Source organism: Chitinophaga niabensis (assembly GCF_900129465.1).
In the GTDB taxonomy this organism is placed as follows: domain Bacteria; phylum Bacteroidota; class Bacteroidia; order Chitinophagales; family Chitinophagaceae; genus Chitinophaga; species Chitinophaga niabensis.
This window is the reverse complement of the sequence record NZ_FSRA01000001.1, coordinates 1,516,878-1,540,998: the sequence shown is the minus strand read 5'-3', so window position 1 is coordinate 1,540,998 and position 24,121 is coordinate 1,516,878. Positions and strand designations below refer to the sequence as shown.

The window sequence follows — 24,121 nt, the reverse complement described above, 5'->3', positions numbered from 1 at the left end:
CTTTACAATCCAATGTTCAATCCGAATAAATAAGTTCTTGGAACCAGCATCTGGTAGTTATCCAACCCGTTGTAGGAGATGGAAGAATACCAGGGCACATCCGGATTCAGGCCTGAATAATTGGTAATGGTAAATAAGTTCTGTGCTGATACGTACACCCTTATATTTTTGATCCCTTTGATCAATTTTGGTGGAACGGTATAGCCCAGCTGCATCACATTACAGCGCACAAAATTTCCTTTCTCCAGGAAGAAGGTAGACATCTTCGTAAAGTTTCCGTTGAGGTCTGTTTTCCGCAGGACAGGGAAACTGTTGGTGGAACCCGGACCGCTCCAGAACTGGTCCTGGAAGCCAGACAGGAAGTTGTAGTTAGGGCCTGGCACCATATTCCTCCTGTAGTTATTGAAGTTCTGCTGACCGAACACGCCGTACAATTCTGTTCTGAAATCAAAGTTGCTGTAATTGAGCGTGAGTGTTAAACCGCCCGAGAATTTAGGATAAGGTGAGCCGATATCAGACAGGTCGCTGTTATCCAGCTTGCCATCTCCGTTATAATCCCTGAACTTCAGATCTCCCGCGGTAGCTTGTGGCTGGAGGCGCACACCATTTTTGTTCACATAAGCCGCAGCTTCTTCATTGGTCTGGAACACGCCATCCACAATATAACCCCACCATACGCCTGGTGCATGGCCAACGGTGGTACGGGAACGGAAAGTAGAGATCACTTCATTCGCTTCTCCGCCTATGATGGGATCTGAGGTGGAAAGGTAATTAATGGTGCTTTTAAACTGGCTGAGGGTAAGGTTTACGCCAAAGCTCAGCTTGCGGGTGATATTGTCTTTATAACCAACCGCAATATCCCAGCCTTTGGTGGTCATCTTACCGATGTTCACATTCTGTGTTGAAATATATCCCTGTGGATATCCCAGCACAGGATCTACTCTTACCGTTAAGGAAAGGTTGTTGGGCGTTTTAACGTAACGTTCTACGGTTACGTTCAGCTTGTCGTGAAAGAGCGTTGCATCAAAACCTACGGTATAATCTTCCTGGATCTCCCAACGCAGCTCAGGGTTGCTGATGGTGCCGGGCGTATATCCATAGATAGGGCCGCCATTGGCATCCACATAATTGACAGGTGTTACATAGGACATGTATTCCCCTACACTGCCGGGCAGGTTACCACCAGACCGTCCCCAGCCGGCCCTTAATTTAAAGTAACTGAGTGTTTGGCTGATACTTTCAAAGAAAGGTTCCTGCGAAACTACCCAGGCACCGGATACGGAAGGGAAATATCCCCAGCGGTACAATGGATTTACGAGCGAAGAAGCATCTGCCCGCATAGCACCACTGAGGTAATATTTTTCTTTATAGTTATAACGGAGCGAACCAAAGAAGGAAAGCATTTTACCAAATGGCGCAGCGCCGGGTTGATATCCGCCACCACCGCCTGTTACAAGATTACCTCCATTGATAAAGCGGAATGGCTCCGTATCAAAAGGAATGTTCTCGCGCGATGCATTGGAACCTTTGGTGGTATAGTTATCATAGCTATGCCCCAGCAATACATTCACGGCATGATCTGCAGGCAGCGGCAAAGTATAATCTGCGGTATTCGTGATCTTCAACCGGCTGTTATACGAGGTATTGGTACCAACCGTTGTTTTGGCATTGTAACTGTTGGTAGCGAAATAATATTTAGGTGCATAAGTGTTCTGCTGAGAGAAATTAGCCGTTGCATCCAGTGCTGTTTTAAGCACCAGGCCTTTCAGTGGCTTCAGCTCCAGGTAGGTATTGAACTGCCCTCCGAAGTATTCCCGTTTATCGAAATTAGTGCGGAGGTTAAATTCGGGACTTATGATACCATTAAAGGAAGAACGGCCGGGCATGCTGTAGTAAGGATTAAAGGCCGTCAGAAAATCCGCGAAAGTACCTGTTAATGCAGGCAGGGAAGCTCGTACTTCTGCTTCTGTTCTGTAGGGTGCAACCGTAGGGTCCATGGCAAAAGCAGGCCAGGTGAGATTGAGGGGTGCAAAAGGATAATTCTCATAACGGGGAGCTAAACCGAAACCCAGTTTCACTACTTTATTGAGGTCCCAATCTACATTCAGGCGGGCGGTGGCTTTCTTCCACTGGCCGCCTCTGTCCCCTGCATATGAACTCTCTGAGTAATAACCCATGCTGCCAAAAACAGAAAGACCTTCTTTCCCTCCTGTAACACTCATGTTATAACTCTGCTTGGTACCCTGCCCGAAGGTCTGGTCCCAGTAATTGTTATCCTTCAGTGTGCTTACATCCGGGAAAGGAAGCGCGGTTCCGCTGTTCACTGCGATCTTGTTCATGGTGGCGGCATATTCCTGCGCACCTGCGATCTTAATTTTAGGTGGTGTGGCAATACCATAGGTAGCCTGGAAGTTGATCTGCGGGGTACCTTTACCACGTTTTGTGGTGATCAGGATCACGCCCTGACCAGAACGGGCACCATAGATGGAAGCAGCGGAAGCATCTTTCAGGATATCGATATTCGCGATATCCAGGGGGTTAATGGTATTCATGAAATTGTAGCCTATTTCCATTCCATCTACGATCACCAGCGGCGTGGTATTGCCTGTGATACTACTAAGACCGCGCACCAGGATGCGGGGTTGTGAACCCACAGAACCGTCTGCAGCCATCACCTGCACACCCGCGAGCTTACCTTGTATAGCTGTGGCTACAGTGCCGGAGGTATACGGTTCAATATCTTTGGCTGATACGGAAGAAATAGCGGTGGTTACATTCTTCCTGGCGGTAGACTGGTAGCCGATCACTACCACATCTGTCAGTTGTTTACTGTCCTCTTCCAATGTAACAGCAATAAACTGGCGGCCGGATACCGGTACTTCCTTTTTAATGAAACCAATGGAAGAGATGATCAGTGTTGCGTCGGCCGGAGCTGTGAGTGAAAATTCACCCTGAGGATTGGTGATTGCTCCTGTACCGGTTCCTTTCACCTGTACAGAAATATTTGGCAAGGGAGATTGATTGCTGCCGGTGATCTTTCCTTTAATGACCGAGCCTTGTGAAAAAGCGGCATGGCAAAAAATGAAGGAAAAAACCCAGAAGAGCTGGAAGTGTTTTTTCATGTGTAAAGTTTTTTTACATCGTGGAATGAGTGTGGTTGACTGGGTACAAATATTGAAAGATAAACCCGGCGCTTCAATAGAGATTCTGATTGAAAAGATGGATTATCTTATGGGAGATATTTCGCTATACAAGCAAAAACTTACCATGAAAGCTTCTATCATGGACTTTTTTATTGTAATTTGGGCGAACCATGTTAAGAAAAAAAGAAGGATTCGAAGGCCAGCGGGCCATTATTGTTCCAAGGAAGATCATCACTGATCTCTGCGTCAGCAACCCGGTCATTGAAGGAGCTTTTGTAACGGATATCGGCTATTATCCTAAGGCGAAATATCACTTTCGTCAGCGGCTTCATGGCATTGATCAGAACATCCTGATCTATTGTGTGGAAGGAAAGGGAACTGCGCAAATTGGCAAACGTAAATATTCACTGGCACCGGATACTTTTGTAGTGATACCTGCGGGCAGTGCCCATAGTTATGCGGCAGATGAAAATGATTCCTGGACCATCTATTGGGCGCATTTCAAAGGCCCTGCTGCCAATGCCATCGTGGAAGCCATGATCCGGCAGCACAACGGGCATAGCGGTACCATCACTTTTCAGCAAAAGCGTTTACATCTTTTTGAAGATATCTATGCCAGCCTGGAAAGGGGTTATGGAAATGATAACCTGTGTTATGCCAATATGTGCTTATGGCATTTCTTATCTTCATTTATGTACGATGATAAGTTCAACCTGTCTGAAAAAAAACAAAGTACGGATGTGGTGGAAATGTCTATCAACTATATGCAACAGCAGTTATCCAAAATGCTTACGCTGGCTAATATTGCACAATCCGTTAACCTGTCCGCCTCTCATTATTCCAGCATCTTCCGGAAGAAAACGGGCTTTGCCCCTATGGAGTACTTCAATCACCTGAAGATCCAGAAGGCATGCCAGTACCTGATATTCACGGATCTCCGGGTGAAAGAAATAGCGTACAAACTGGGGATGGAAGACCCCTATTATTTTTCGCGGATGTTCAATAAACTGATGGGTGTTTCTCCCAATCATTACCGCACTAAAAGAGGCACTTGATCCGGTCAGAAACGTAACCGTACACCCAGGTTGGCACCAAGACCGCCTATATTGATATAGGACTTCAGGTCGTTGGAAGGCGCGTTATCATTCTTATAATTTGTTTTAGAACCGGTAGTGCCGGTTGGTGTGTTGGAATTCTGGTCCAGCGTGGTCACATAATCCGTTTCCCTTTCCGCAGTGCTGAGATCGTTCAGCCCTCTCCGTTGTGTGGTGATCACCGTTCCATTAGTGGTATTTACAATATTGGTTACTTCATTATAAGCTGTTACTTCTTTGCTTTTGCTCTTCACCGGTACGTTCCTGTATTCTGTTTCCAGGAAGATATCGAAACGTTTGGCTACAGCATAGGTAACACCCAGCGCTCCCTGGAAACCGATGGTAGGGCTTGGTTTCACTTCTTCCTCACGGTGTATGGCAGTTTGTGCCACTACAGTTGCCGGCTGCCCGGGAACGGCACTGGTACGGGTAGCTTCTGTTCCTATATTCAAACGCCCCCACAACGGTACTACAAAACCAAAGCGCACGTAAGGGTTCCATTTTTCAAGGCCGGGGCTGAAGACCAGGCTGGGTGCAAAATCTATGGCATTCACATGCCCCCTTGATTCCACACTGCCTACTGTTGTTGCAGTTCCCTGGATGGTGGTAACATTACGTGTCATCAGGTTCTTCACACTCTGGAAGTAATTGAAAGTACCTTCTATGCCTATATACTTATTGAAGTTATATCCCAGCGTTAAACCTCCTCTGAAACCTTCTCCGTAAGAGCCGGTCAGTACTTTTTCAGAAAGCGTGGTAATGGCGCCGGTAGCGGGGTTTACGGCATCGTGCTGATCTCTTGGAGGATAGGGCCCAACATCCGGGAACTGGCCATTGGAAACACTGAAGAAATAGCCCCCGGCGGCTTTTATGTAAAACTTACCTGTCTGTGCATGGGTAGTGGTAAATGCCAAAGCTAAGATGGCAGTCATAAGCAAAAGCTTCCGTTTCATATAAACATTGTTTTGGTTACAGAAATATGGTCTATAACACACTAACAAATTATGAGCCGGTATGTTTTTGCCCCGGGGTAATTTTAACATTATAGCTTAATACCCTTCAACTCGTATCTTTTCAGCATGCCGCCCAATCCATTCTTCACAGCTTCTGTTACCTGCTGTCTGGAGAGGGGTTTGATCTCCCGGGATGCGAATGGGTATACTTTGGGCAGTTTTACGCCTTCTACTGCTTTATATTGTTTGGTCTTATAAGGGAAGCTCACATTGCTCCATTTAAAGGAGATGCCTGTTTGCTGTTCTATGGCAGAGACAGGTACCTGGTAAGTTTTGTGATCACTGAACTCCAGGTTTTCAAAATAATTATCCGCCAGTTTGGGTTTAGCTGCCTTTTGCAGTGCCCGTTCCGGCGGATCGATCAGTTTCTTCTTTATAAACTGCCATTGGCTCATCATAAAACCAACAGCATATAATTTGCCATCTGCTTTTTTCCAAACGATCACTTTCCAGAACACTACAGGGATCTGCAGGTAAGCGTTGTTATATTTTACTTTGAATACTTTGTCGTTATCCGCTAATACAGGCCCTGCAAACACACTGATATCTGCTGCGGTTTTACCTTTCACCCCCTTTTCAATAATGTGCTGTTCCAACTGGTACCAGATCCCGCCTTTCTGGTTCAGCTTTTTATGTTGCGGTGTGCAGTTCACCCATTTGAAAGTATCCAGTTCTGCTGCGAGTGAGGTAGCATCATCTCCCCAGCAGGGATCTACTCTTCTCACCATATGCCCGCGGTCAAATGTGTTCTGATCATTTCTATAAAAACCATTCTCTACCTGGAACGATTCAGGCAACTGGTCAGAGAATGCCCATGGCTCCCCTTCTACCCTTTTCTTTGCATTGTATGCCTGCCCTTTGATGTTCACGGCGGTCATAAGCGGGAAACCGCGGGTCCTGTGTACGAAAGCGCTGTAGTGGATATACTTCACTTCGTACCCTCCTTTATTATGCATGGGGGCGCAATTTCTTTTGGAAACTTTTGGTAAGGGCAATTTCTTTCCAAGGAACCAGGGATCAAATCCTTTAGTAGTGCTCATAAGTATTGAGGTTAAATGCAACTACTAAAAGTTACGATATTTTTCAATGCCGCTTTCTCATTTCTTTGCGGTCAATGATCACCTGGGCTACCACACCCCATACCTGGAACTCGTCTCCTTCCCTGATCATAATAGGATCGTACACCGCATTGGCAGGATATAACATCCAGCCGGCGGTAGATTTCACCAGGGTTTTAACGGTGAACTCTCCATTCAGCACCGCTACTACAATATCATGTGGTTGTGGCTTCAGGGACCTGTCTACCACCAGGTAACTATTGTCCGGAATATGTTCGTCCTGCATGGAATTACCATCTACCCGTACGATGTATACGGAAGGTTTGTTCATACCTAAAAAAGCAACGAGGTCTATATCTTCTTCCATGAAGTCCTGTGCCGGAGAGGGGAAACCGGCTTTAACAGGTGTGCTGACATAGGGCAAAGGCAGCGTTTCTCTCTCCTGGATAGTGTAAAATTGCAGGTTCTCCTGCCGGGCAACGATTCTCATATCTACTAATTTATTTAGCAAACCTAGCTAATTAAATTAGTAGATATGAGGGGTATTAACCCAACACCATCATCTTTTTATTTCAGGCTTAATGTAACTGTTTCCATGCCTTCACTTTTCACCGCAGCTACATTCTTTCCATTTTTAGTATCAATACGAATGATCGCTCTACCGCTGTATAATTGCACAAATCTTGATCCGGAGGAAGTACCCTGGTTGTCTATCAGTTTACCATCTCCTGCCAGTGAGAACCTTACCCAATTGGCAGCATCCGGGCAATACACATTATTGCTGTCAAATGCTTTTACTTCCAGTGTGGCAATACCATTCTCCAATGCTATCTGCTGCAGGGTCATCTTTGCTGGTTTACTCCATTTCTCCGTTTGATATTCAAAGGATACCTGGTCCTGTACGGTTTCTTTTCCTTTGCGTGCCACTACTTTCACTTCGTTCTTTCCTTTATTGAACACTACATCCCAGCGTAAACCTGCTGCAGGGAAGTCCTGGCTGCTGCGTTTCTTTTTACCGGCACTCTTTCCGTTTACAAACAACTCTGCTTCTTCACAATTGGAATATACTTTCACCATTTTGCTTTCTCCTTCACTGCCCCATCTTACCGGCCAGGAATGGCCATAGATCCTTGCCATGGTTTTTGTTGCCCAGTACGACTGAAACACGTAATAGGCATCCTTGGGTGTTAGGTCTCTTTCTACCAGGCCTTTCTGGTTCATATAGGGCACAGGGTTATCAGGCCGTATGGGTGTAGAGAAATCTTTGAACACCCATTGCGCTGTACCTGTGAGCCATGGCATGGTTTCCTGCTCTTTCAGGTGCCAGTCCATCAGGTTGCAGATATAACTTTCGCTCCAGTCTCCGTCTTTGGATACACGTGCTGCACCACCATACAGGGAAGCGTCGCCTGCACGTTCATCTGTACCATTACCTGTTTTGATATTTTGCAATGCTTTATCCGGTGTTTCAGAATGGCGGCCGGCATGGCTGTCGCCCCCCCACTCTACATGCAGGAAGCGGTCCACTTTTTTGAATTCGTCTTCTGAAGTTTGTTTATACTCTGTATAGATACCACGGTACCAGCCTGCCCAGATAGATGGAGAATATACATCCACAATATCCTTACAGAAATCACAACGGCGGATAGCGGTCTTGCGGGAAGGATCCAGTTTATGAGAAAGATCATTCAGTTCTTTCATGAACGTGCGGATCTTTTCCTTATCAAATTCAGGGAAGTCGCCGGGCCAGTCGTTCTCATTACCGAGGCCCCAGATGATCACGGAAGGATGATTGTGATGCTGTTCGATCATATTGGTGAGCATACGTTTTGCCTGCTCCTGGTAGGTTTTGCCACCGAGTCCGCCACGGCACCAGGGGATCTCTTCCCATACTACAATACCAAGACTGTCGCATAGCTGCAGGATGGTACGGGATTGCTGATAATGGCCCAGGCGGATGAAGTTAACGCCCATGTCTTTCATGAGGATCATTTCCCTGCGCATCATATCATCCGTCATCGCTGCGGCTACACCTGCATGATCTTCATGGCGGTGCGTACCGTTTAATAAAAGCCTTTGCCCGTTCAGGAAGAAAGGTCCCTGCTTTTTGAATTCAAAAGAACGGAAACCGATCTTTTCGATCTGTGTATAGGTATCAGTTCCTGTGGTAACCGATGTTTCCACTGTGTACAATGCAGGAGATGCGGTGCTCCATAGTTTGGGCTGTTTTACTTTGAATGCGGCAACAGGGATGGAGGCCCTGCCATCCAGCCGGTCGATCTCAGCGGAAGCCTGATCAACAACTTTGCCGGCGGGGTCTTTCAGTACTGTTTTAAATGTTGCTTTATTGGACCCGTTCTTATTATACAGGAAAGCTTCCACAGCCACATTACCTGCTGCTTCCGTTACCACCTTCAGTCTTTGGATAGATAAGGCTGGTGCATACACGAGGTTCAGGTAACGATAGATGCCGCCATATACATTAAAGTCAGATAAACTGGAAGGGATCATTTCCAGATCACGACTGTTATCTGTTCTGATGGATACAGGAATATTTTCCCTGAACTGCTGCTTATAGGCAGGGTTCTTTTGGAAAGCCGCTACTGCCTCTGTGATGTCTACCGTCCATTCATCGTAACCACCGGTATGGGTGCCTACTTTGGTAGTGTATACATATACTTCTGTTTTCTGACCGGCACCTTCAAAGTGCAGGAGCGTTCTGCCATTTGCATAAGGGTTGCTGATCTTCAGCTGAGTGCGGTACCACGCGGGGCCCTGGTAATAGTTAAGATCAGGATCTACGCAATCGTTTGCATTAACGCAATGCGGAAGAGAAACTGTTTCCCATAAAGGAGATGCCTCCGGCGCGCCTTTGCCCACAGGGCGTACGGCTTCCCAGACGCCTCCCAGATCCGAACGCAGGAATTCCCAACCATTGTTTAGTCTTGTTTTTTGCTGGGCCTGTGTGGAGCAGGCGCCTACCAGCGCTACAGCCAGTAAAAAGTACTTTTTAATTTGCATGATCAGTTTATCAGAAGGGCAAGATAAGGAAGAGTTCTCAACCGCACAATCAGGGAAATGATGGAGAAATCGCATTTCAGGATACTTTTCTTGCATTTCAATCGCTATTTTGACATCTTGTACTCCCTTCAACTATACCTTTATTAAAATTTAGCGTTTGAAACGTATCATCTTATTGCAGCTATTTATCCTTACCACTCTGCAGGTTATTGGCCAGGAAGGCCTGAAATCCTCCCAGGTAAAAGCGAACCTTCTCCTGATCGGCGCTTCTGCCAATTATGAAAAAAGCATCTCCCGGCGAACCTCTTTAAACTTTGAAGCCAGCCTGAACTATGGCTTCTTTTATGGTTACAGCGATTTTGCGGGCGAGAGTTTCGGTTATACATTGGCGCCTGCCATTTCTGTGGAAGGCCGCCATTATTATAATCTGGATAAAAGGGTACGCAGGGGAAAATCCATCACCAATAACTCCGGGAACTTTCTCAGTGCGGAACTGAGTTATAGCTTTACACCCATTGCCTACGATAATATGTACAATAACCCGGCTGTTGCTATCACTCCTTCCTGGGGTATGCAGCGGGGCATAGGCAAACGGTTCAGTTTTGAGCTGTTGCTGGGCCTTGCCTTCCGGTATGATAGCCGGGCTGAAGAAGGCAGCGCTACGCCTGCTATCGGGCTTAAATTCGGGTATATACTTTATTGATCCCCGCTTCCCGGTTTGGTAACAGCTACCCGCTGTGCGGAATAGATCCCTGAATGCCCGCTGAAATAGTATGCGGTGAAGCAGGCAATCGCGAAGTACAGGATATGATCTGTGCCAAAGAGTTCTGCCCCCATGATGGTACAGGCGATGGGGGTATTGGTAGCGGCGGCGAATACGGCAATGAAACCTAAGCCGGCAAAGAGGTCTACCGGTGCGCCGGTTAAGATGGCCAGGGTATTACCCAATGCAGCACCAATGAAGAACAGGGGTGTTACTTCTCCCCCTTTAAATCCCATTCCTAAAGTAACTGCGGTAAACACCAGCTTCCAAAGCCAGCTCCAGGAGGTAACACCGTTTTCATGAAAAGCATTCACAATAGAGATCCCATCCGGAGATTTAGCGGTAACGCCCAGGCCGAGATAATCAGTGGTACCTGTAATAAATGTGAGTGCTATGATGATCAGTCCTCCTGTGGCCGGGATCATCCATTTATAGTGCTTAATGGCGCGGTTCGCCAATGCTTTCACACCATGAGAGGCTGCTGCAAATAAGGACCCTGCCAGTCCAAAGGCTACACCTGCCAGGATCACTTTTGCTATCAATAAATAATCAAAACGACTAAGTGTTGTGAGATTGATATGGTATGCCGTATGATGAATGCCCCAGGCACTGCAAACAATATCTGCAAACAAACTGGCTATGAGGCAGGGAACCAGTGCATTGTATTTGATCCTTCCGATAGCGATCACTTCCAGCGCAAAGATGGCACCGGTAAGCGGTGTACCAAATACAGCTCCGAAGCCTGCGGCAATACCCATCATCAGTATGATGCGGATATCTTCTTTGGAAAGACGGAACCATTTGCCTAATAACTGCGCCATGCTGCCACCGATCTGTACCGCAGTTCCTTCCCTTCCTGCAGAACCTCCGAATAAATGCGTGATCAATGTGGTGATAAGTACTAAGGGTGCCATCCGGGCAGGTACGCCACCACCTGGTTCATGGATCTCTTCCATAATCAGGTTATTCCCTGCTTCCGCATTTTTCCCCCATAACTTATAGAGGAAATGAATAACGACCCCTGCGGGTGGTAATAGATAAAGCAGCCACTCATGCTCCCAGCGGAACCGGGTAACAAGGTCCAGCAGCCAGAGGAATAAAGCTACCAGCGAGCCGGCCACGATGGATACGGGAATAGCCAGTACGGTCCAGTACAGCAGATGACGTGCGATGAAGAAATGTTCAAAGGATCTTTTCATACCTACAAATAAATTTAAACCAGCTGGGGGCCAGTGTTAATTTGTAGGCGCCATTAGCTTCGGAGAAGCGGTTGGGTCAGGAAGACACCATTTCCTGTTTGAGGGACTAAATTAGTGAAATAATTCTAATTGTGAAATACCACCATTCCTGGATGCGGATCGGCGGCTGCGGTTAGTACCGGATTCAGGAAGGGCCTTTTTCAGGCTTTCTACCCTGTTGGCAACAGGTACACTACTGGCAACAGGCACCGACCTTTCCACCGGAGCCCCCGTAACATGGTATACCGCCGTTTCCTGGTAGCGGGAAGCCACGATGATCTGTGTACCATCTGCATGCTGATCAAACAAAGACTGCACCAGCTGCGGATCATTATTGTCCCTGGAAAGATGGGACAATAACAGGTGGCTCATAAATGCAGGGCGGCAGTTGGTAAAAAGCGTCAGGGCCTGTGTGTTGGACAAGTGGCCTTTGCCCCCGCGGATCCGGTTCTTCAGAAAAACAGGATACCTGCCTTTCTCCAACATGGTCTCATCATAATTTGCTTCCAGGAAAGCAGCATGGCATTGCTGGAAATGATGTACAAGATTATTACAGGGTATGCCGATATCTGTGAATACACCTACAGTAACGGCTTCCTGTGTGATGGTAAAGCTATGTGGTTCTGCGGCATCATGTTCTTTGGCAAATGCCTTCACACTGAGTTTTCCTATATTAACGGGCTCCTGTATACTAAAAGGTAAAACCAGGTGGTCCTTTAATTGCAGGCCGCCATGTTTCAAGGTATCAGAAGTGATGTAAACCGGCAGCTGGTACTTATTGGAAAGCACGGTCACACCGCGGATGTGGTCTATATGTTCGTGTGAAATAAATACCGCCTTCACCTTTTCCATGGAAAGCCCCAGCCGCTGCATGCGCCTTTCCGTTTCGCGGCAGGATATACCTGCATCGATCAGCACGGCCTCCTTGTCGTTGCCGACATAATAACAGTTTCCGTTACTGCCTGAATTAAGTGATGTGATGAATAATGACATACGATGCACAAATGTAGGGAAATGAATTCGGGTACCACGAATCAAATATTTCGATTAATTTCCCGGTAAATTATCATTATGGGTACTTCATCTATTGTTATACTGGCCGTCGTCGTTATTATCGGGTTATGGGCGGTATCCCTGTACAATAAGCTGGTTAGTAAAAGAACGCTTGTAAAGGAAGCCTGGAGCGGCATTGACGTGAGCCTGAAAAAAAGGTACGACCTGCTGCCCAACCTGGTGGAAACCGTAAAAGGATATGCTGCACATGAAAAGAGTACCCTGGAAGAAGTAACACGTTACCGTACCGCTTCCATGAACGCAGGTTCCACCGCTGAAAAAGCACAGGCAGAAAGCGGGCTTACCCGGGCACTGGGTTCCTTGTTTGCTGTAGCAGAGAATTACCCAGACCTGAAAGCCAATGAGAACTTCCGGCAATTACAGGTGGAGCTATCTGCCATAGAAAATAACCTGGAGTCTGCACGCCGCTATTACAATGGCACGGTAAGGGAGAATAACATCTTAGTAGAAAGTTTTCCTTCTAACATCGTTGCCGGCATGTTCAAATTTGAGAAAAGTGAATTCTTTGAGATAGAAGATAACGCCCACCGGGAAAGACCCAATATTTCTTTCCAATAACCTGCTTATGAAGAAATTGTTTTTATTCCTGGCAATGCTTGTTGCCACTGTTTTTGCGCAGACACAGGAGGAATATCATGCAGAGGGCATCCTTTCTTTCGATGCCAGAATTGTTATCGACGGGTCCGGTCTCATTACGATCACCGAATACATCAAAGTATATGCTGCCGGAGACCAGATCAGGAAAGGCATTTTCAGAACCATCCCCGTTTACCGGAAAGATGTGTATGGTCATAAAAAACGGGTAGACATTACCGTGAATGAGGTCACCAAAAATGGTGAGCAGGAGCCTTATGTTACTTTAGATGAAGGCGAAAATACAAAGATCAGGATCGGTGATAAAGATGTGGACCTGCAACCCGGTGTATATGAATATACTATCCGTTATGAAACGATGGGGCACATCGGGTTCTTTGAGGATTATGATGAACTCTATTGGAATGTAACGGGGAACGACTGGAGCCTGCCCATTCTCAAAGCTTCGGCAATTGTAGAATTGCCTTATGGCAGCAGTGTCAAACGCACGGCCTGTTATACCGGCCCTTTTGGTTCTAAAGCAGCAAACTGTTCCGTACAATACGACAAACACGAAAGGCCTACCTTCATCTGCAACCAGGAACTCAATCCGGGAGAGGGTTTCACCATTGCGGTAGCTTTCCCCACAGGATTTGTAAAAAGACCTCCTCCACCCACTACCGGTGAGCGGATCCTGGGCTTTCTCAATAACTACAAAGAAATACCCTTACTGGCCATCCTGTTCGGTTTCTTCTTTTACACCTGGCGCAGATATGGTATAGACCCGCGTAAACCTGTGGTAGTACCAACATTCGAACCGCCAGACGGTCTCTCTCCTGCGGCGATCGCTTACCTCTATACCCGGCAGAACGGTAACAGGGGATTTACGGCAGCCCTGGTAGATATGGCTGTAAAAAAAGCGATCCGCATCAAAGATGAAGGCAAAGAGGATTATGTGATCGAAAAAGGAAAAACAGCGCCTGGCATATTACCGGTAGAAGAGCAAAAGATCTATAAGGCGCTGTTGCGTGATAAAGAGAATATTAAAGTAGACGATAAGAACCATACGAAGTTTTCTGCAGCACGGGCTGAATTTTCCAAATCCCTTACCGGGCAGTTCGACATTAAATCCTACTACCGGCCTAACATCAAATTCGTGGTATACGGCGGGCTGATGCTGCTGGCCATCCTGGTATTGTACCTGTTCCTCACCAATGGAGAAGATGCATTTCCCGTGCTTTTCCTGGTGCCTTTCCTTGCTGTTGGCAGTATACTGTTCTTTACAGGTGTGAGAACGATAAAGGAAGGTTGCAGTGCCTATGCTTTTTTGTTAGGCGGCAGTTTATTCCTGGTAGTTCCCCTGATCTTCCTGGCACAGTTCCTGAAGGGATTTTCTATCTTCTCGCTTGTGTTCTTAGGGCTTATAGTAGCGGGATACATTGTTTACATCTACCTCATCAAAGCCCCTACTCCTTTGGGTGCGGAAAAATCAGCTGCTATCGAAGGGTTTAAGATGTATATGGAAACAGCTGAGGAAAACAGGCTGGATATGCTTACACCTCCGAAAAAAACACCGGAACTGTTTGAAAGATTATTGCCTTATGCCATTGCATTGGGACTGGATAATGAATGGGGAGAAAAATTCAAAGATGTACTGGCACAGGCGAACTATACCCCGGAATGGTATGCCGGTAGCGAGATCCACAATTACAACAGGTTCTCCAGCGCATTTGTTTCTTCTGTAGCAGTTGCGCAGATAGACCCCACTCCTCCTTCTTCCGGCAGTTCAGGCAGCAGCAGCGGAAGCTCCAGCTGGAGTTCCGGCAGCAGCGGCGGCGGATCATCCGGTGGTGGTGGCGGAGGCGGTGGCGGCGGTGGCTGGTAATGTGTTGACGCCGATAACTTATTAGAAAAGCCTCCGGGGAACCGGAGGCTTTTTTCATTCTAATTGACTATTGATTCACGAATACATTGCTCTGTAAAACTTCGCGCCTTCAATCGCCAGCTCGTCTGCACTATTGGCCAGAGGCCGCCAGATGCAGGCTGCTTTTGCAAGGGCAGCGGAGGGGGCGCCGAATGTTTCCAGCACCATAGCACCATCATACCCTATTTCCACCAGCGCTTCTTTGATGCCGGCCCAGTCAAGATGACCGGTACCCGGCGTACCCCGGTCGCTTTCATTTCCCTGGATATGGCAAAGCAGGTCTTTGCCTATCCTTCTGATAGCGGCGGGTATATTCTTTTCTTCAATGTTTGCATGAAAAGTATCCAGCGAGATCTGCAGGTGCGGATCATTCACTTCTTTCACCAGTTCCAGCGCCTGGTCCACGGTATTGATCATATCCGTTTCAAAGCGGTTGAGTGGTTCCAGGCCAATCACCACACCATGATCTGCGGCTACTTTGGCGGACGCTTTTAAGCCCTCGATGCACCATTCCCTTTCCTGCTTTTTTTGCTCCGGGGAAACGATCCTTGTTTTGCCCACAGCTGAATAAACAGGCCCGCTAAACACGGGGCTGCCTACTTTGGCTGCTATGGCAATACAATCTGAAATATACCGGAGGCCCTGGTAGCGGACGCGGGAATCTGTACCGGAGATGTCCCTGTCCTCTCCAAAAGCACCACTAACAGTGATCTTCAGGCCAAGGTCCTTTGCCCTTATGATCAATTCATCCCAGTCTATGATCCCTGCATCTTCTACCGCTACCTCAATGATATCATAACCGGCATCTTTGATCTTTGGCAACAGGTAAAAAGAAGCAGTAGAAAACGGGGAAACCCATATAAATGTGCTTGCACCAAACTGCATAGGCTTATTTTTCAAAATCAGGAATATTGATGCGTTTACCGTTATTCATAGCAGACTCATGTGCGCAGATACCAGCACAGGTATAATTTGCTGCGATATGGGCATCAACGGCAGAATCCCTTCCTTCCACTATAGCCGCCAGGAACTCCTGTACCAGGTGCGGATGCGATCCGCCATGGCCGGCACCCTGTAAGAAGGATACGTGATTGGGATCATCTATCTTTTCCCGTTTGGTGAAGTGTGCTATTTCCGGTATCAGCATAGCATCTGTATCGGGTACATTGATCCGGCGGGCGTTCTCTCCGCCATCAAAAATTACATGTTCTTCATCCTGCAGCTGTTCCCATTCGAAGGACATTTTAGTACCATATACATCATAGCTCTCCCGGTACTGGCGCACCACATCAAAAAGAGAACGGGTAGCTTCTGCCACCACGTCTGAGTTCTTTAAAGTGAAAGTGGCTGTTTCTACCGCAAAAGGTGCATTGTACCTTTTGGCGAGATCTTCACTCAATCTGCCGGAGCCATGGCAAACCACGGACTCTGCTTTGGTATTATTGATGCGCAGTAAAGGAGAGATAGCGTGTGTGCCATTCAGCATCGGCGGGAATCCTTTCCAGTATTCATCCCACCCGTCCATGCTCATGTCCTGGATATGTGAGCCGCGTACAAACTGGATACGGCCTAATTGCCCGGTTTCTGCGAGGTGCAGCCCATACAGGAATTCGCGGGTATACAGTGCTGTTTCCATCATCATATACACTTTGTTTGCCTTTCTTTTGGCTGCTACAATGGCGGCACAATCTTCCACCGTCATAGCCATGGGAATGGTACAGGCGGTATGTTTGCCGGCATTCAGGGAAGCCAGCGTCATCTTTGCATGTTCCGGAACAGGGGTTACAATGTGGATGGCGTCTACATCTTCCCGTTTAGGAACATCCTCATAGTTTGTAAATAACAAATCTTCATCGAGGTTGAATTTAGCCTTCAGCTCATCCAGCGTTTTACGGTTACGCGTACAAATGCCTACTCTTTTAATGGCAGGATGACGTTGATAGATAGGTATAAATTCCTTTCCAAAGCCCATGCCTACGATAACTACAGTGATCTGTTTCATTGCAATGCTGATTTATTATTAGAGATTATTTTTTAGCGGTCCATTTAACGGCGTTCCTTATAATAGCCTGGTACGCCGGTAATTCATGTGATGCGGCATCATGCCCTAAAGCAAAACCTACTATGCGCGCCTTGGGGTGTTTTACTACGAACAAAGAAGGGAATACCTTTCCTTCCGCATCCGGTTCTGTAGCCGCCAATACTTTAATGCCCGGTCCTGCGGGATCCGGTATATAATAGTAGCGCTCATCTTTTAATGTAATTTTTTTGCCCGCGCCTTTCGTTACAGGATGTTTTGCATCCTTGATATTCACCGTGAACTCTCCATACCTGGCATGTCCGCGGCTGCCGCCACTTACCAGTTTGAAGTTATACATCGGCCAGTCCTGCCAGTTATACCATATAGCGGCATGTGCGAGGATCAGTCCTTTTCCTGCATTCACAAAATCAAAGATGCCTTTGCGAAGCAGGGTATCTTTCAGTGGCTGGTTGTTGCAGAGGAAAAGCACATCGATGTCCTTCAGCTGTGGGAGGATCTCGTCCGGTTTATCAGTATAAGTAACCGTTGCAAGTCCGTCGCGTTCCAGCGTAGCCGCGTCAGCGCCTTTATACCAGCGATCATAATCATGAGAGCTTCCTCCCCCTACGATCAATACGCGGATCTGGGCAAATGAAGCGCTGCCAAGCAGCAGCAATAATGTAACGAGTTTCAATAGTTTCATAAAAGAAGGGTGTTTATTTAGTTACGATCATAATACCATTCATACCTCTCCAATGTCCCGGGAACGTACATACGAAAGGATATTCTCCCGGCGTATTGGGTGCGGTGAACTTCAGGCTCACGGTTTCTCCGGGATTTAATAACCTGGTGGCATGCAATACCTGCGGCACTTTGGGCACATATTGCATTTGGGATGCTTTGGGATCCCTCACCATGGCATCTGCTGCAGCGCCAACAATTGGCAGCGTACCGGGTTTAATGATGAGCAGGTTATGCTGCATGCCATCCGGGTTTTCAAGGCGGATGGTTACCTGCTGCCCGGCTTTTACGGTAATGCGTTTTTTATCATACTGCATAATGTCCTTTACCACTTTCAGATCTATTACAACAGAAGGAATGGCTGCAGCAGCACCTTCGTTACCTGACTTATTTACAGACAGGGTGACATTGCGGAGATCACCTCTCAGCCTGCCGGCATATTCTGCCACCCGTTGCTGTTCCTGCATATCTTCACCCGTGCGTACAGCTGCGGTAAAAGGGGCTGTAAATAAACCGGGGGCTTTGCCGGTAGCAGCAACGGTATCATTAAGGGCAATACGGATCTGCCCTGTTTTCAGCAGCTGTGCTTTTATTTCCATTTTATCAGGAAGCGGTTCAGTAGTAGTTGCCATGTAAGCAACACCTTTCTGGTTCACCACCATGGTAAGCTTATCCTGCGAAACAAATAAAGCATAGCCATTTTGTTTGTCACCATGAGCAACGATGGGCCCTTCCAGTCCGCGGCTCTCTCTTTTGTTGAGCAATGCTTCAATAGTGATCTCTTTCCCGGACACATCTACTGTTAAGGGCATGCCATTGCGCTCCAATGTATAGGTAGCCTGCTGCAATGCTTTAACGTAGGGCGAAGCAGGGTCTGCCACTGCAACAAATCCCTGTTCGTGTGTGATCACTGCTGCAAAAAGCGCGCGGGCCAGCCAGGGATCTTTCCTGTTCTGTGCCAGCTGCGAAGCTTTATACAGGAGGGCACCGATCTGCGGAGAAGCCGGGTAATCTGCCAGGGCGCGGAATGCAGCAAGCCTTGTTTGCAGGTTCCGGTCGTTCAGCACGCCGCTTTGAGAAATGGCGGCGATGCTTTTATTATTGTGTGGCAATACTTCCAGCGCAGCTTTACGTACGCCGGCGGCAGGATGTTTAAGGGCTTTGTTCACTACAGCCAGGGAAGCGGCGTTCAGTTCTCCCAGGCCCTGTAAGGTCCATAAGGCATGCACTGCGGGACTGTTCAGCCCTGCTTCATCCACCTTCAGATCATTGATGATCTTATACAGGGAAGGGATGGCGCTGGTGGCCTTTGATTCCACCAGCAGGCGTTGTGCGTGCATGCGCCAGAACATGTTATCATTGGTCAGCGCAGCTACAAGCCCGGGTACATCCTGTGTGGACAGCTTCAGGGGCTTGTAGGGCTTTGCATCTTTATGTACGATCCTGTAGATCCTCCCGTGTACAGAATCACGCAGGTTGCTCTCGAAAGCGTTGCCTTTACCATGTGGCTGATCTGTGAAAGGCAATACGGTTTCCCGTGGAGCCTGCTCTTTTACAAACACATTATGCTGAATGATGAAATTGTACCAGTCTGCTATCCATACTGCACCATCAGGCCCTACCTGTGCCTGTACAGGCGCAAACCATTCATCAGAACTGGCTAAAAGGTTCCAGCCATCTTTCTCTTTGAACCCTGCTCCATCAGGCTCTATAATTGCCTGGTGTACCAGGCGAACGGTTGGTTCGCAGATAAAGGCAATCCGGTTCCAGTATTCTTTAGGAAAGTTGCGTGCGGTATACAGGTGATGTCCCGTGGCAGAGGTAAAACCTCCCATCACATCCACCTGGCGAAGGTTTGGCGTCATGGCATGCACATCATAATGCCCGTCTATTTTCTGAACAGGATCAACGGATGGTTGCCCGGCTACCTTTCTGAGCATATGCCAGGAAGGGAGTGAATAGTATGCGCTGTGCGTGTTATTCGCCGTGGAAATAAATACGTTGTTGTCTTCAGAGATACCCAGCCCCCAGGTGTTATTGGAAGTGCGGCCCAGGAACTCAAAGTCTGTTCCGTCTGATTTAAAATGATACACACCTTGCGGAAAACGTTGCGGTTTACCATCAATGATACCATTGAAACCGGAGTAGCCTACCACGCCCCAGATCTTGTTATCAAAACCGTACTGGAGGTTGGACGGGCCGGAATGCGTATCCTGTTTGGCCCAGCCGGTGAACATGATTGTACGCACATCTGCTTTATCATCTCCATCGGTATCTTTCAGGAATAAGAAATCAGGAGCCATGGCGAGGATCACACCACCATTTGCAAAAGTGATGCTGGTGGGGATGTTCAGGCTGTCCGCAAAGATGGTGAACTTATCTGCTTTGCCGTCTCCATCCGTATCTTCACAGATCTTGATGCGGTCATTTGCCACACTGTCTACTTCCGTAAATGCATTCGGATAGTCAACTGTTTCAACGATCCACAGGCGGCCTCTTTCATCCCATGCCATGGCAATGGGTTTGGTGATATCCGGTTCCTGTGCAAACAGCTGTATCTCAAAACCGGCGGGCACTTGTGTGAGCTTATTGGATTGTGCGGGCTGCAGGGCTTCCTGCATTTTGGGAACGAGGTATCTTTGGGTATAATCCGAAATAGTATCGGAGTTATAGATATCCACGTCCGGAATATTTGCAGCAAGGATCTTTTGCTTTACGCCGTCTCCCAGCGTCCAGAGGATGCTGTCGCGCATGGTGTTGAGGAAAGCGTTGGTTTTCCAGTCACTTTCTGCTGTTTTGCCCTTGCGGAATACGCGGCCTTTGTAACTTTTACCTGCAACGTCCAGTAGTACCAGTCCTTTGCCGCTTTCTACAAAAGCCTTCACTTTCTGTTCCTGCACAGGTGTTAAGGGTGCATTAATGATCAGCCCGTCGTACTGCTCCAGGTTATCCAGTTTTTCAGCATAAGTGAGATTGATCCCGCTCCTGAATAACTTGGTGGCCAGCCAGGATGCATGCTGGGTTTTATTCTCCTTTCCAAAGAATAACACCTCCGCTCTCCTTCCTTCGTCCCTGGAAAAAGCGCATAACAATCCTGTGATCAATAAAACAATTACTTTCTTCATGTCGTTTATTTTACTTATTTACCGGTCGCAATAGCACCGCCTTATATCCGCCCTTTGATCTGAACCAAAGGATCATAAAAACATATCCGGCCAGCATGATCACCGGGAACAGGGACACTGTTCTCAGTGCGTCCTTCTTTGCCTCTTCCTTTACGTCCTTAATGGTTCGCAGTGTTTCAGGAGAAGCATCCAGGATCCTCACAGGATCTATCACTTTATAGATACCGAATAAACTGGTCTTTTGCTCTGTAACGTAGGTGCTGTGCAAAGCGGTGCTGTTCTTTTGATCGTACATGGCCAGGTTGGCATCCAGTTGTTTATCCTGCACAAATCCCAGGATCACCGCGCCGATCACACCAACGCCTACCTGCCCTACAGCTCCTGTAAAATTCAGGGTGAGTACGCCGCCTTTGGGGAATTGTTCTGCTACCACGCCCAGCATGGTACCCCAGAGGAATGTTTTGCCCAGCGCATATACCGTAGCGGCAACAATGATGAGCATACCTGTTGAATAAGAAAGGAACTGTAAGCCAATGCATGCGATGCATGCACTAACGGCCAGCAAACCCAATGGAGAAAAACGATGTACAAAGGGCCCTGAATAAAACCTTAGTATGGCCATGATCAGGGAAGTATAGATCAGCACCCATCCTCCTTTCAAACCCACCTTCGCCATTTCAGGCGTCATCAGGTCTGTGATCCAGCTGTCTGTTCCCAGTTCTGTGGTGGCCAGCAGGATCATGATCAGTAACAGGAGAATGAACATCGGGCGCCCCAATGATCTTACGAAAAAGGCCAGTATGCCCGTGATGGCCAGTGTGATCACAATCTTACCTGTAAGCGACCATTCCAGCAGGCTGCCTGCCTGGAAGGTGCAGAGCGATACGATAATAAAGATCCCCGCAATGCCTACTTCCTTCACCATGTCAAGATAGCTTACCCCTGCTTCCACCCGTTCACTTACAGGGAACTGCCGTTTGAAGATGAGGAAACCATATACCAATACAGGCAGGAGGATAACTCCGATAATGGCTTCCCAGGGGAAAGTATAATGCATCATAAAGATGCCGGACAAACCGGCGAGTACCATTCCTGCGGGCCAGCCGGCATGCAGGATGTTGAGCCACTTGGTTTTTTCATTAGGATACATGGTGGCCACAACCGGGTTCACCACAGCTTCAGCGGCGCCGTTGCCTAATGCAAAAAGCAGCGTACCGATGTATAACATCCAGTAACCATCAGCCAGGATGGTGAGTATTACGGAAGCACAATGGCAGGCAAAAGCAAAGATCATGGCGCTTTTGTATCCTACCTTATCTATGATCAGGCTAAACAATACAATGCTGATACCGAAAGGCCAGAAGCTCACACCAAAGATCTCCCCCTGTTGTGTTTTACTGAGCCCGAACTGTATCCCCCACCCGTCCATCAGAAAGGAGCGGAATACAAAGCCAAATGCAGAAGCTACTAATACGGTAAAACAACCCCAGAATAGTTTCTTGTTATCGTTCATTTCCCCGTGGTTAGTGATTTGATTAACGCCGTTTCCTCGGGCTTATAAGGTGTACCGTCCTGGCGGAAGATATCATGGAACCAAACCGGCGGTTCACTGCCATCTTTGATGGGTGTGTTCCATGCATAAATAGTATTTGATTTACCAGCTACAAGCCCCCAGTTGATAGCAATGATCTTTCTCTTTTTCAGCTCCGGCAGGATGTTCTCAAAGCGGCTGTCGTTTGTTCTGGCCATGTATTCCGTACAGATGATCGGCAGGCCTCTTGGCACCAGTATAGAATCAATCACTTTAAAATGTTTTTTATCGGTCTGGTAATCGTGGTAAGTGATCACATCTGAATTGTCTAATTGGTATTGGCTCAGTTCTTTCAGATCAAATTTCCATACACCTGCAGAGAGCGGTTGATCAGGCCGTACTGCCCAACCCCAGCTGAACACTTTTTGCAACAGGGGCATGCTCTTATTGCCGTATTTTGAATTACCGGGTTCATTGTACAGGTCCCACAATAAAATGCGCTTATCCTTTTTGAAAGTAGTGAGTATATCTTTCACGTATGCTTCCAGCAAAGCGTGATCTACCTGTACTACGCCGGGGTCCTGTACCCATCCTGAATTGTGGATCCCCGGTTTTGGAGCTGGCTGTGTACCTGCTTTGTAGGTATCATTCCAGCAATCATCAAAGAATACAAAGATGGTTTTGATCTTGTGTTTGTCCGCAATAGCGAGGTATTGCTTCATGCGGTCTTTAAATCCTTCCTTGTCTGTTTCCCAGGCAAGGTGATGCAGGTATACCCGCATATAGGTCATACCTATCCCTGCTGCATAACCAAGGTCACGGTTAATGGTAGCAGGGTCAAATGATTCTTTCTGCCACATCTCCAGCTGATTGATAGCAGTGGCGGGCAGGAAGTCTGCACCTGCGCCCCAGGCTACTTTACTGTACCATGCGTTTGCTTTTTCTTTTGTCCATTTTTGAGCTGAGGCTTTTAAGCTTGCCACCAGTACCAACAATAACATAAACTGTTTTTTCATTCGTTCCGTCTTTAATTTATAGTCAATTAAAATATAGCGCATTACCTCCGGGGAGATAATGCGCTTGTTGTATTACAGTGTTAGCTTAACAACGGGTGAAAAGATCATGTCTTCCACACCGGCCACCTTCAGACCGATGCGGGCGAAAATATAATTCTGTGCAGGTACAATTGCCGGAATGGCAACAGTTAAAGACACATTGTTGGGATCAGTAATGTTCGCGCCTGTTCTGCTCACATTCGCCACATTGTAGTTACCGTTACCGGATACAAAAGTTGTTTTGTTGAGATAAAGGTTCACGCGTTCTATGTTCCTTGCATTAGCGTCTGTAATCACCTTTTCTATTTTGAAAGTAGCTGTAACATTGTTACCCGCCGCCGTGATCTGTGGTGTTCTGATCATGTAATACGGCATTACTTCCAGGTCCAGCTGCTGACTGCCATTCATCGTCACCGTAATGGAATCGGGTGCGCCGTTAGGTAATTTTTTCCAGAGGAAGGGCCCCTGCCCGTTAGGGATCAGGAGCTTGTAAGTACCATTGAACAACAGCACGGAGTAAGTACCTTCCTGTGTAAAGGAGGTATTACTTACAGCGCCTGTTTTACCAAAACCGAACTGGTAGAGCTGGTAAGGTACCTGGTTAAATTCCACGTTAATCGCCTCTCCCTGGTATACAAGCTTTCCGCTTAACAGGGCGGTTGGAGGATCGTAATTATCCTTGTCGCAGGCGCATAGAAAAAGAGAAAAACTGAGTATGGCTATGATGATTTTCATGATGTTGCTTTTT

Annotated in this window: 18 protein-coding genes and 1 riboswitch; of the genes, 4 read left to right on the top strand and 14 right to left on the bottom strand. The window is 47.4% G+C overall.

Going from position 1 to position 24,121, the window contains the following annotated elements:
• Nucleotides 1-2 precede the first annotated feature (2 nt).
• Nucleotides 3-3,122, bottom strand: coding sequence for a SusC/RagA family TonB-linked outer membrane protein (locus tag BUR42_RS05735; protein ID WP_074238309.1), 3,120 nt, complete (start codon nucleotides 3,120-3,122; stop codon nucleotides 3-5).
• A gap of 191 nt (nucleotides 3,123-3,313) precedes the next feature.
• Between BUR42_RS05735 and BUR42_RS05730 the strand changes: the two genes are divergently transcribed.
• The gene (locus BUR42_RS05730; protein WP_074238308.1) at nucleotides 3,314-4,198 is read left to right on the top strand and encodes an AraC family transcriptional regulator; all 885 of its coding nucleotides are present in this window, start codon (nucleotides 3,314-3,316) and stop codon (nucleotides 4,196-4,198) included.
• A gap of 5 nt (nucleotides 4,199-4,203) precedes the next feature.
• Here BUR42_RS05730 and BUR42_RS05725 read toward each other — a convergent pair whose 3' ends face one another.
• From BUR42_RS05725 to BUR42_RS05710, 4 genes are all read right to left on the bottom strand, one after another.
• The gene (locus BUR42_RS05725) at nucleotides 4,204-5,190 is read right to left on the bottom strand and encodes an outer membrane beta-barrel protein (RefSeq protein WP_159442220.1); all 987 of its coding nucleotides are present in this window, start codon (nucleotides 5,188-5,190) and stop codon (nucleotides 4,204-4,206) included.
• A gap of 89 nt (nucleotides 5,191-5,279) precedes the next feature.
• Nucleotides 5,280-6,290 (bottom strand): DNA/RNA non-specific endonuclease, encoded by a 1,011-nt coding sequence (locus tag BUR42_RS05720; protein ID WP_074238306.1) that lies wholly within the window; start codon nucleotides 6,288-6,290, stop codon nucleotides 5,280-5,282.
• 43 nt (nucleotides 6,291-6,333) lie between these two features.
• On the bottom strand, nucleotides 6,334-6,798 hold the full coding sequence (locus BUR42_RS05715; protein WP_074238305.1) for a LexA family protein: 465 nt from the start codon (nucleotides 6,796-6,798) through the stop codon (nucleotides 6,334-6,336).
• A 77-nt stretch (nucleotides 6,799-6,875) separates the two neighbouring features.
• Nucleotides 6,876-9,425, bottom strand: a complete 2,550-nt coding sequence (locus BUR42_RS05710) for a glycoside hydrolase family 2 TIM barrel-domain containing protein (RefSeq protein ID WP_234979615.1) — start codon at nucleotides 9,423-9,425, stop codon at nucleotides 6,876-6,878.
• Between the two features lie 61 nt (nucleotides 9,426-9,486).
• Here BUR42_RS05710 and BUR42_RS05705 point away from each other — a divergent pair, with 61 nt between their 5' ends.
• Nucleotides 9,487-10,032, top strand: a complete 546-nt coding sequence (locus tag BUR42_RS05705) for a hypothetical protein (protein WP_074238303.1) — start codon at nucleotides 9,487-9,489, stop codon at nucleotides 10,030-10,032.
• Here the strand turns inward: BUR42_RS05705 and BUR42_RS05700 are convergent.
• Nucleotides 10,026-11,291, bottom strand: coding sequence for a voltage-gated chloride channel family protein (locus BUR42_RS05700; RefSeq protein WP_074238302.1), 1,266 nt, complete (start codon nucleotides 11,289-11,291; stop codon nucleotides 10,026-10,028). The two genes, BUR42_RS05705 and BUR42_RS05700, sit on opposite strands and share 7 nt — an antisense overlap.
• A gap of 37 nt (nucleotides 11,292-11,328) precedes the next feature.
• Nucleotides 11,329-11,395, bottom strand: a riboswitch (Fluoride riboswitch).
• Between the two features lie 7 nt (nucleotides 11,396-11,402).
• A complete protein-coding gene (locus BUR42_RS05695; RefSeq protein WP_084185422.1) occupies nucleotides 11,403-12,323 on the bottom strand; it encodes an MBL fold metallo-hydrolase in 921 nt (306 codons plus the stop codon).
• A gap of 78 nt (nucleotides 12,324-12,401) precedes the next feature.
• On the opposite strand from BUR42_RS05695, the gene BUR42_RS05690 reads away from it, so the two are divergent.
• The gene (locus tag BUR42_RS05690; RefSeq protein WP_074238301.1) at nucleotides 12,402-12,962 is read left to right on the top strand and encodes a LemA family protein; all 561 of its coding nucleotides are present in this window, start codon (nucleotides 12,402-12,404) and stop codon (nucleotides 12,960-12,962) included.
• A 7-nt stretch (nucleotides 12,963-12,969) separates the two neighbouring features.
• Complete coding sequence (locus BUR42_RS05685) at nucleotides 12,970-14,862, top strand: DUF2207 domain-containing protein (RefSeq protein WP_074238300.1); 1,893 nt, start codon at nucleotides 12,970-12,972, stop codon at nucleotides 14,860-14,862.
• Between the two features lie 75 nt (nucleotides 14,863-14,937).
• Here the strand turns inward: BUR42_RS05685 and BUR42_RS05680 are convergent, their stop codons facing one another.
• From BUR42_RS05680 to BUR42_RS05650, 7 genes are all read right to left on the bottom strand, one after another.
• Complete coding sequence (locus tag BUR42_RS05680; RefSeq protein WP_200798221.1) at nucleotides 14,938-15,801, bottom strand: sugar phosphate isomerase/epimerase family protein; 864 nt, start codon at nucleotides 15,799-15,801, stop codon at nucleotides 14,938-14,940.
• Nucleotides 15,791-16,903 carry a Gfo/Idh/MocA family protein gene (locus BUR42_RS05675; RefSeq protein WP_074238298.1) on the bottom strand — a complete coding sequence of 371 codons (1,113 nt, stop codon included), beginning with the start codon at nucleotides 16,901-16,903 and terminating at the stop codon, nucleotides 15,791-15,793. Before BUR42_RS05675 ends, BUR42_RS05680 begins: the two co-directional genes overlap by 11 nt.
• Nucleotides 16,904-16,928: 25 nt before the next feature.
• Entirely contained in the window at nucleotides 16,929-17,624 is a 696-nt protein-coding gene (locus tag BUR42_RS05670; protein ID WP_074238297.1) for a ThuA domain-containing protein, read from the bottom strand.
• A 13-nt stretch (nucleotides 17,625-17,637) separates the two neighbouring features.
• Nucleotides 17,638-20,787 carry a PVC-type heme-binding CxxCH protein gene (locus BUR42_RS05665; RefSeq protein WP_074238296.1) on the bottom strand — a complete coding sequence of 1,050 codons (3,150 nt, stop codon included), beginning with the start codon at nucleotides 20,785-20,787 and terminating at the stop codon, nucleotides 17,638-17,640.
• A 10-nt stretch (nucleotides 20,788-20,797) separates the two neighbouring features.
• Complete coding sequence (locus BUR42_RS05660; RefSeq protein WP_074238295.1) at nucleotides 20,798-22,300, bottom strand: MFS transporter; 1,503 nt, start codon at nucleotides 22,298-22,300, stop codon at nucleotides 20,798-20,800.
• Entirely contained in the window at nucleotides 22,297-23,334 is a 1,038-nt protein-coding gene (locus tag BUR42_RS05655) for a glycoside hydrolase 5 family protein (protein ID WP_074238294.1), read from the bottom strand. The genes BUR42_RS05660 and BUR42_RS05655 overlap by 4 nt, the downstream gene beginning before the upstream one ends.
• A 72-nt stretch (nucleotides 23,335-23,406) precedes the next feature.
• Nucleotides 23,407-24,108, bottom strand: a complete 702-nt coding sequence (locus BUR42_RS05650) for a DUF3823 domain-containing protein (protein WP_074238293.1) — start codon at nucleotides 24,106-24,108, stop codon at nucleotides 23,407-23,409.
• Nucleotides 24,109-24,121: the final 13 nt, after the last annotated feature.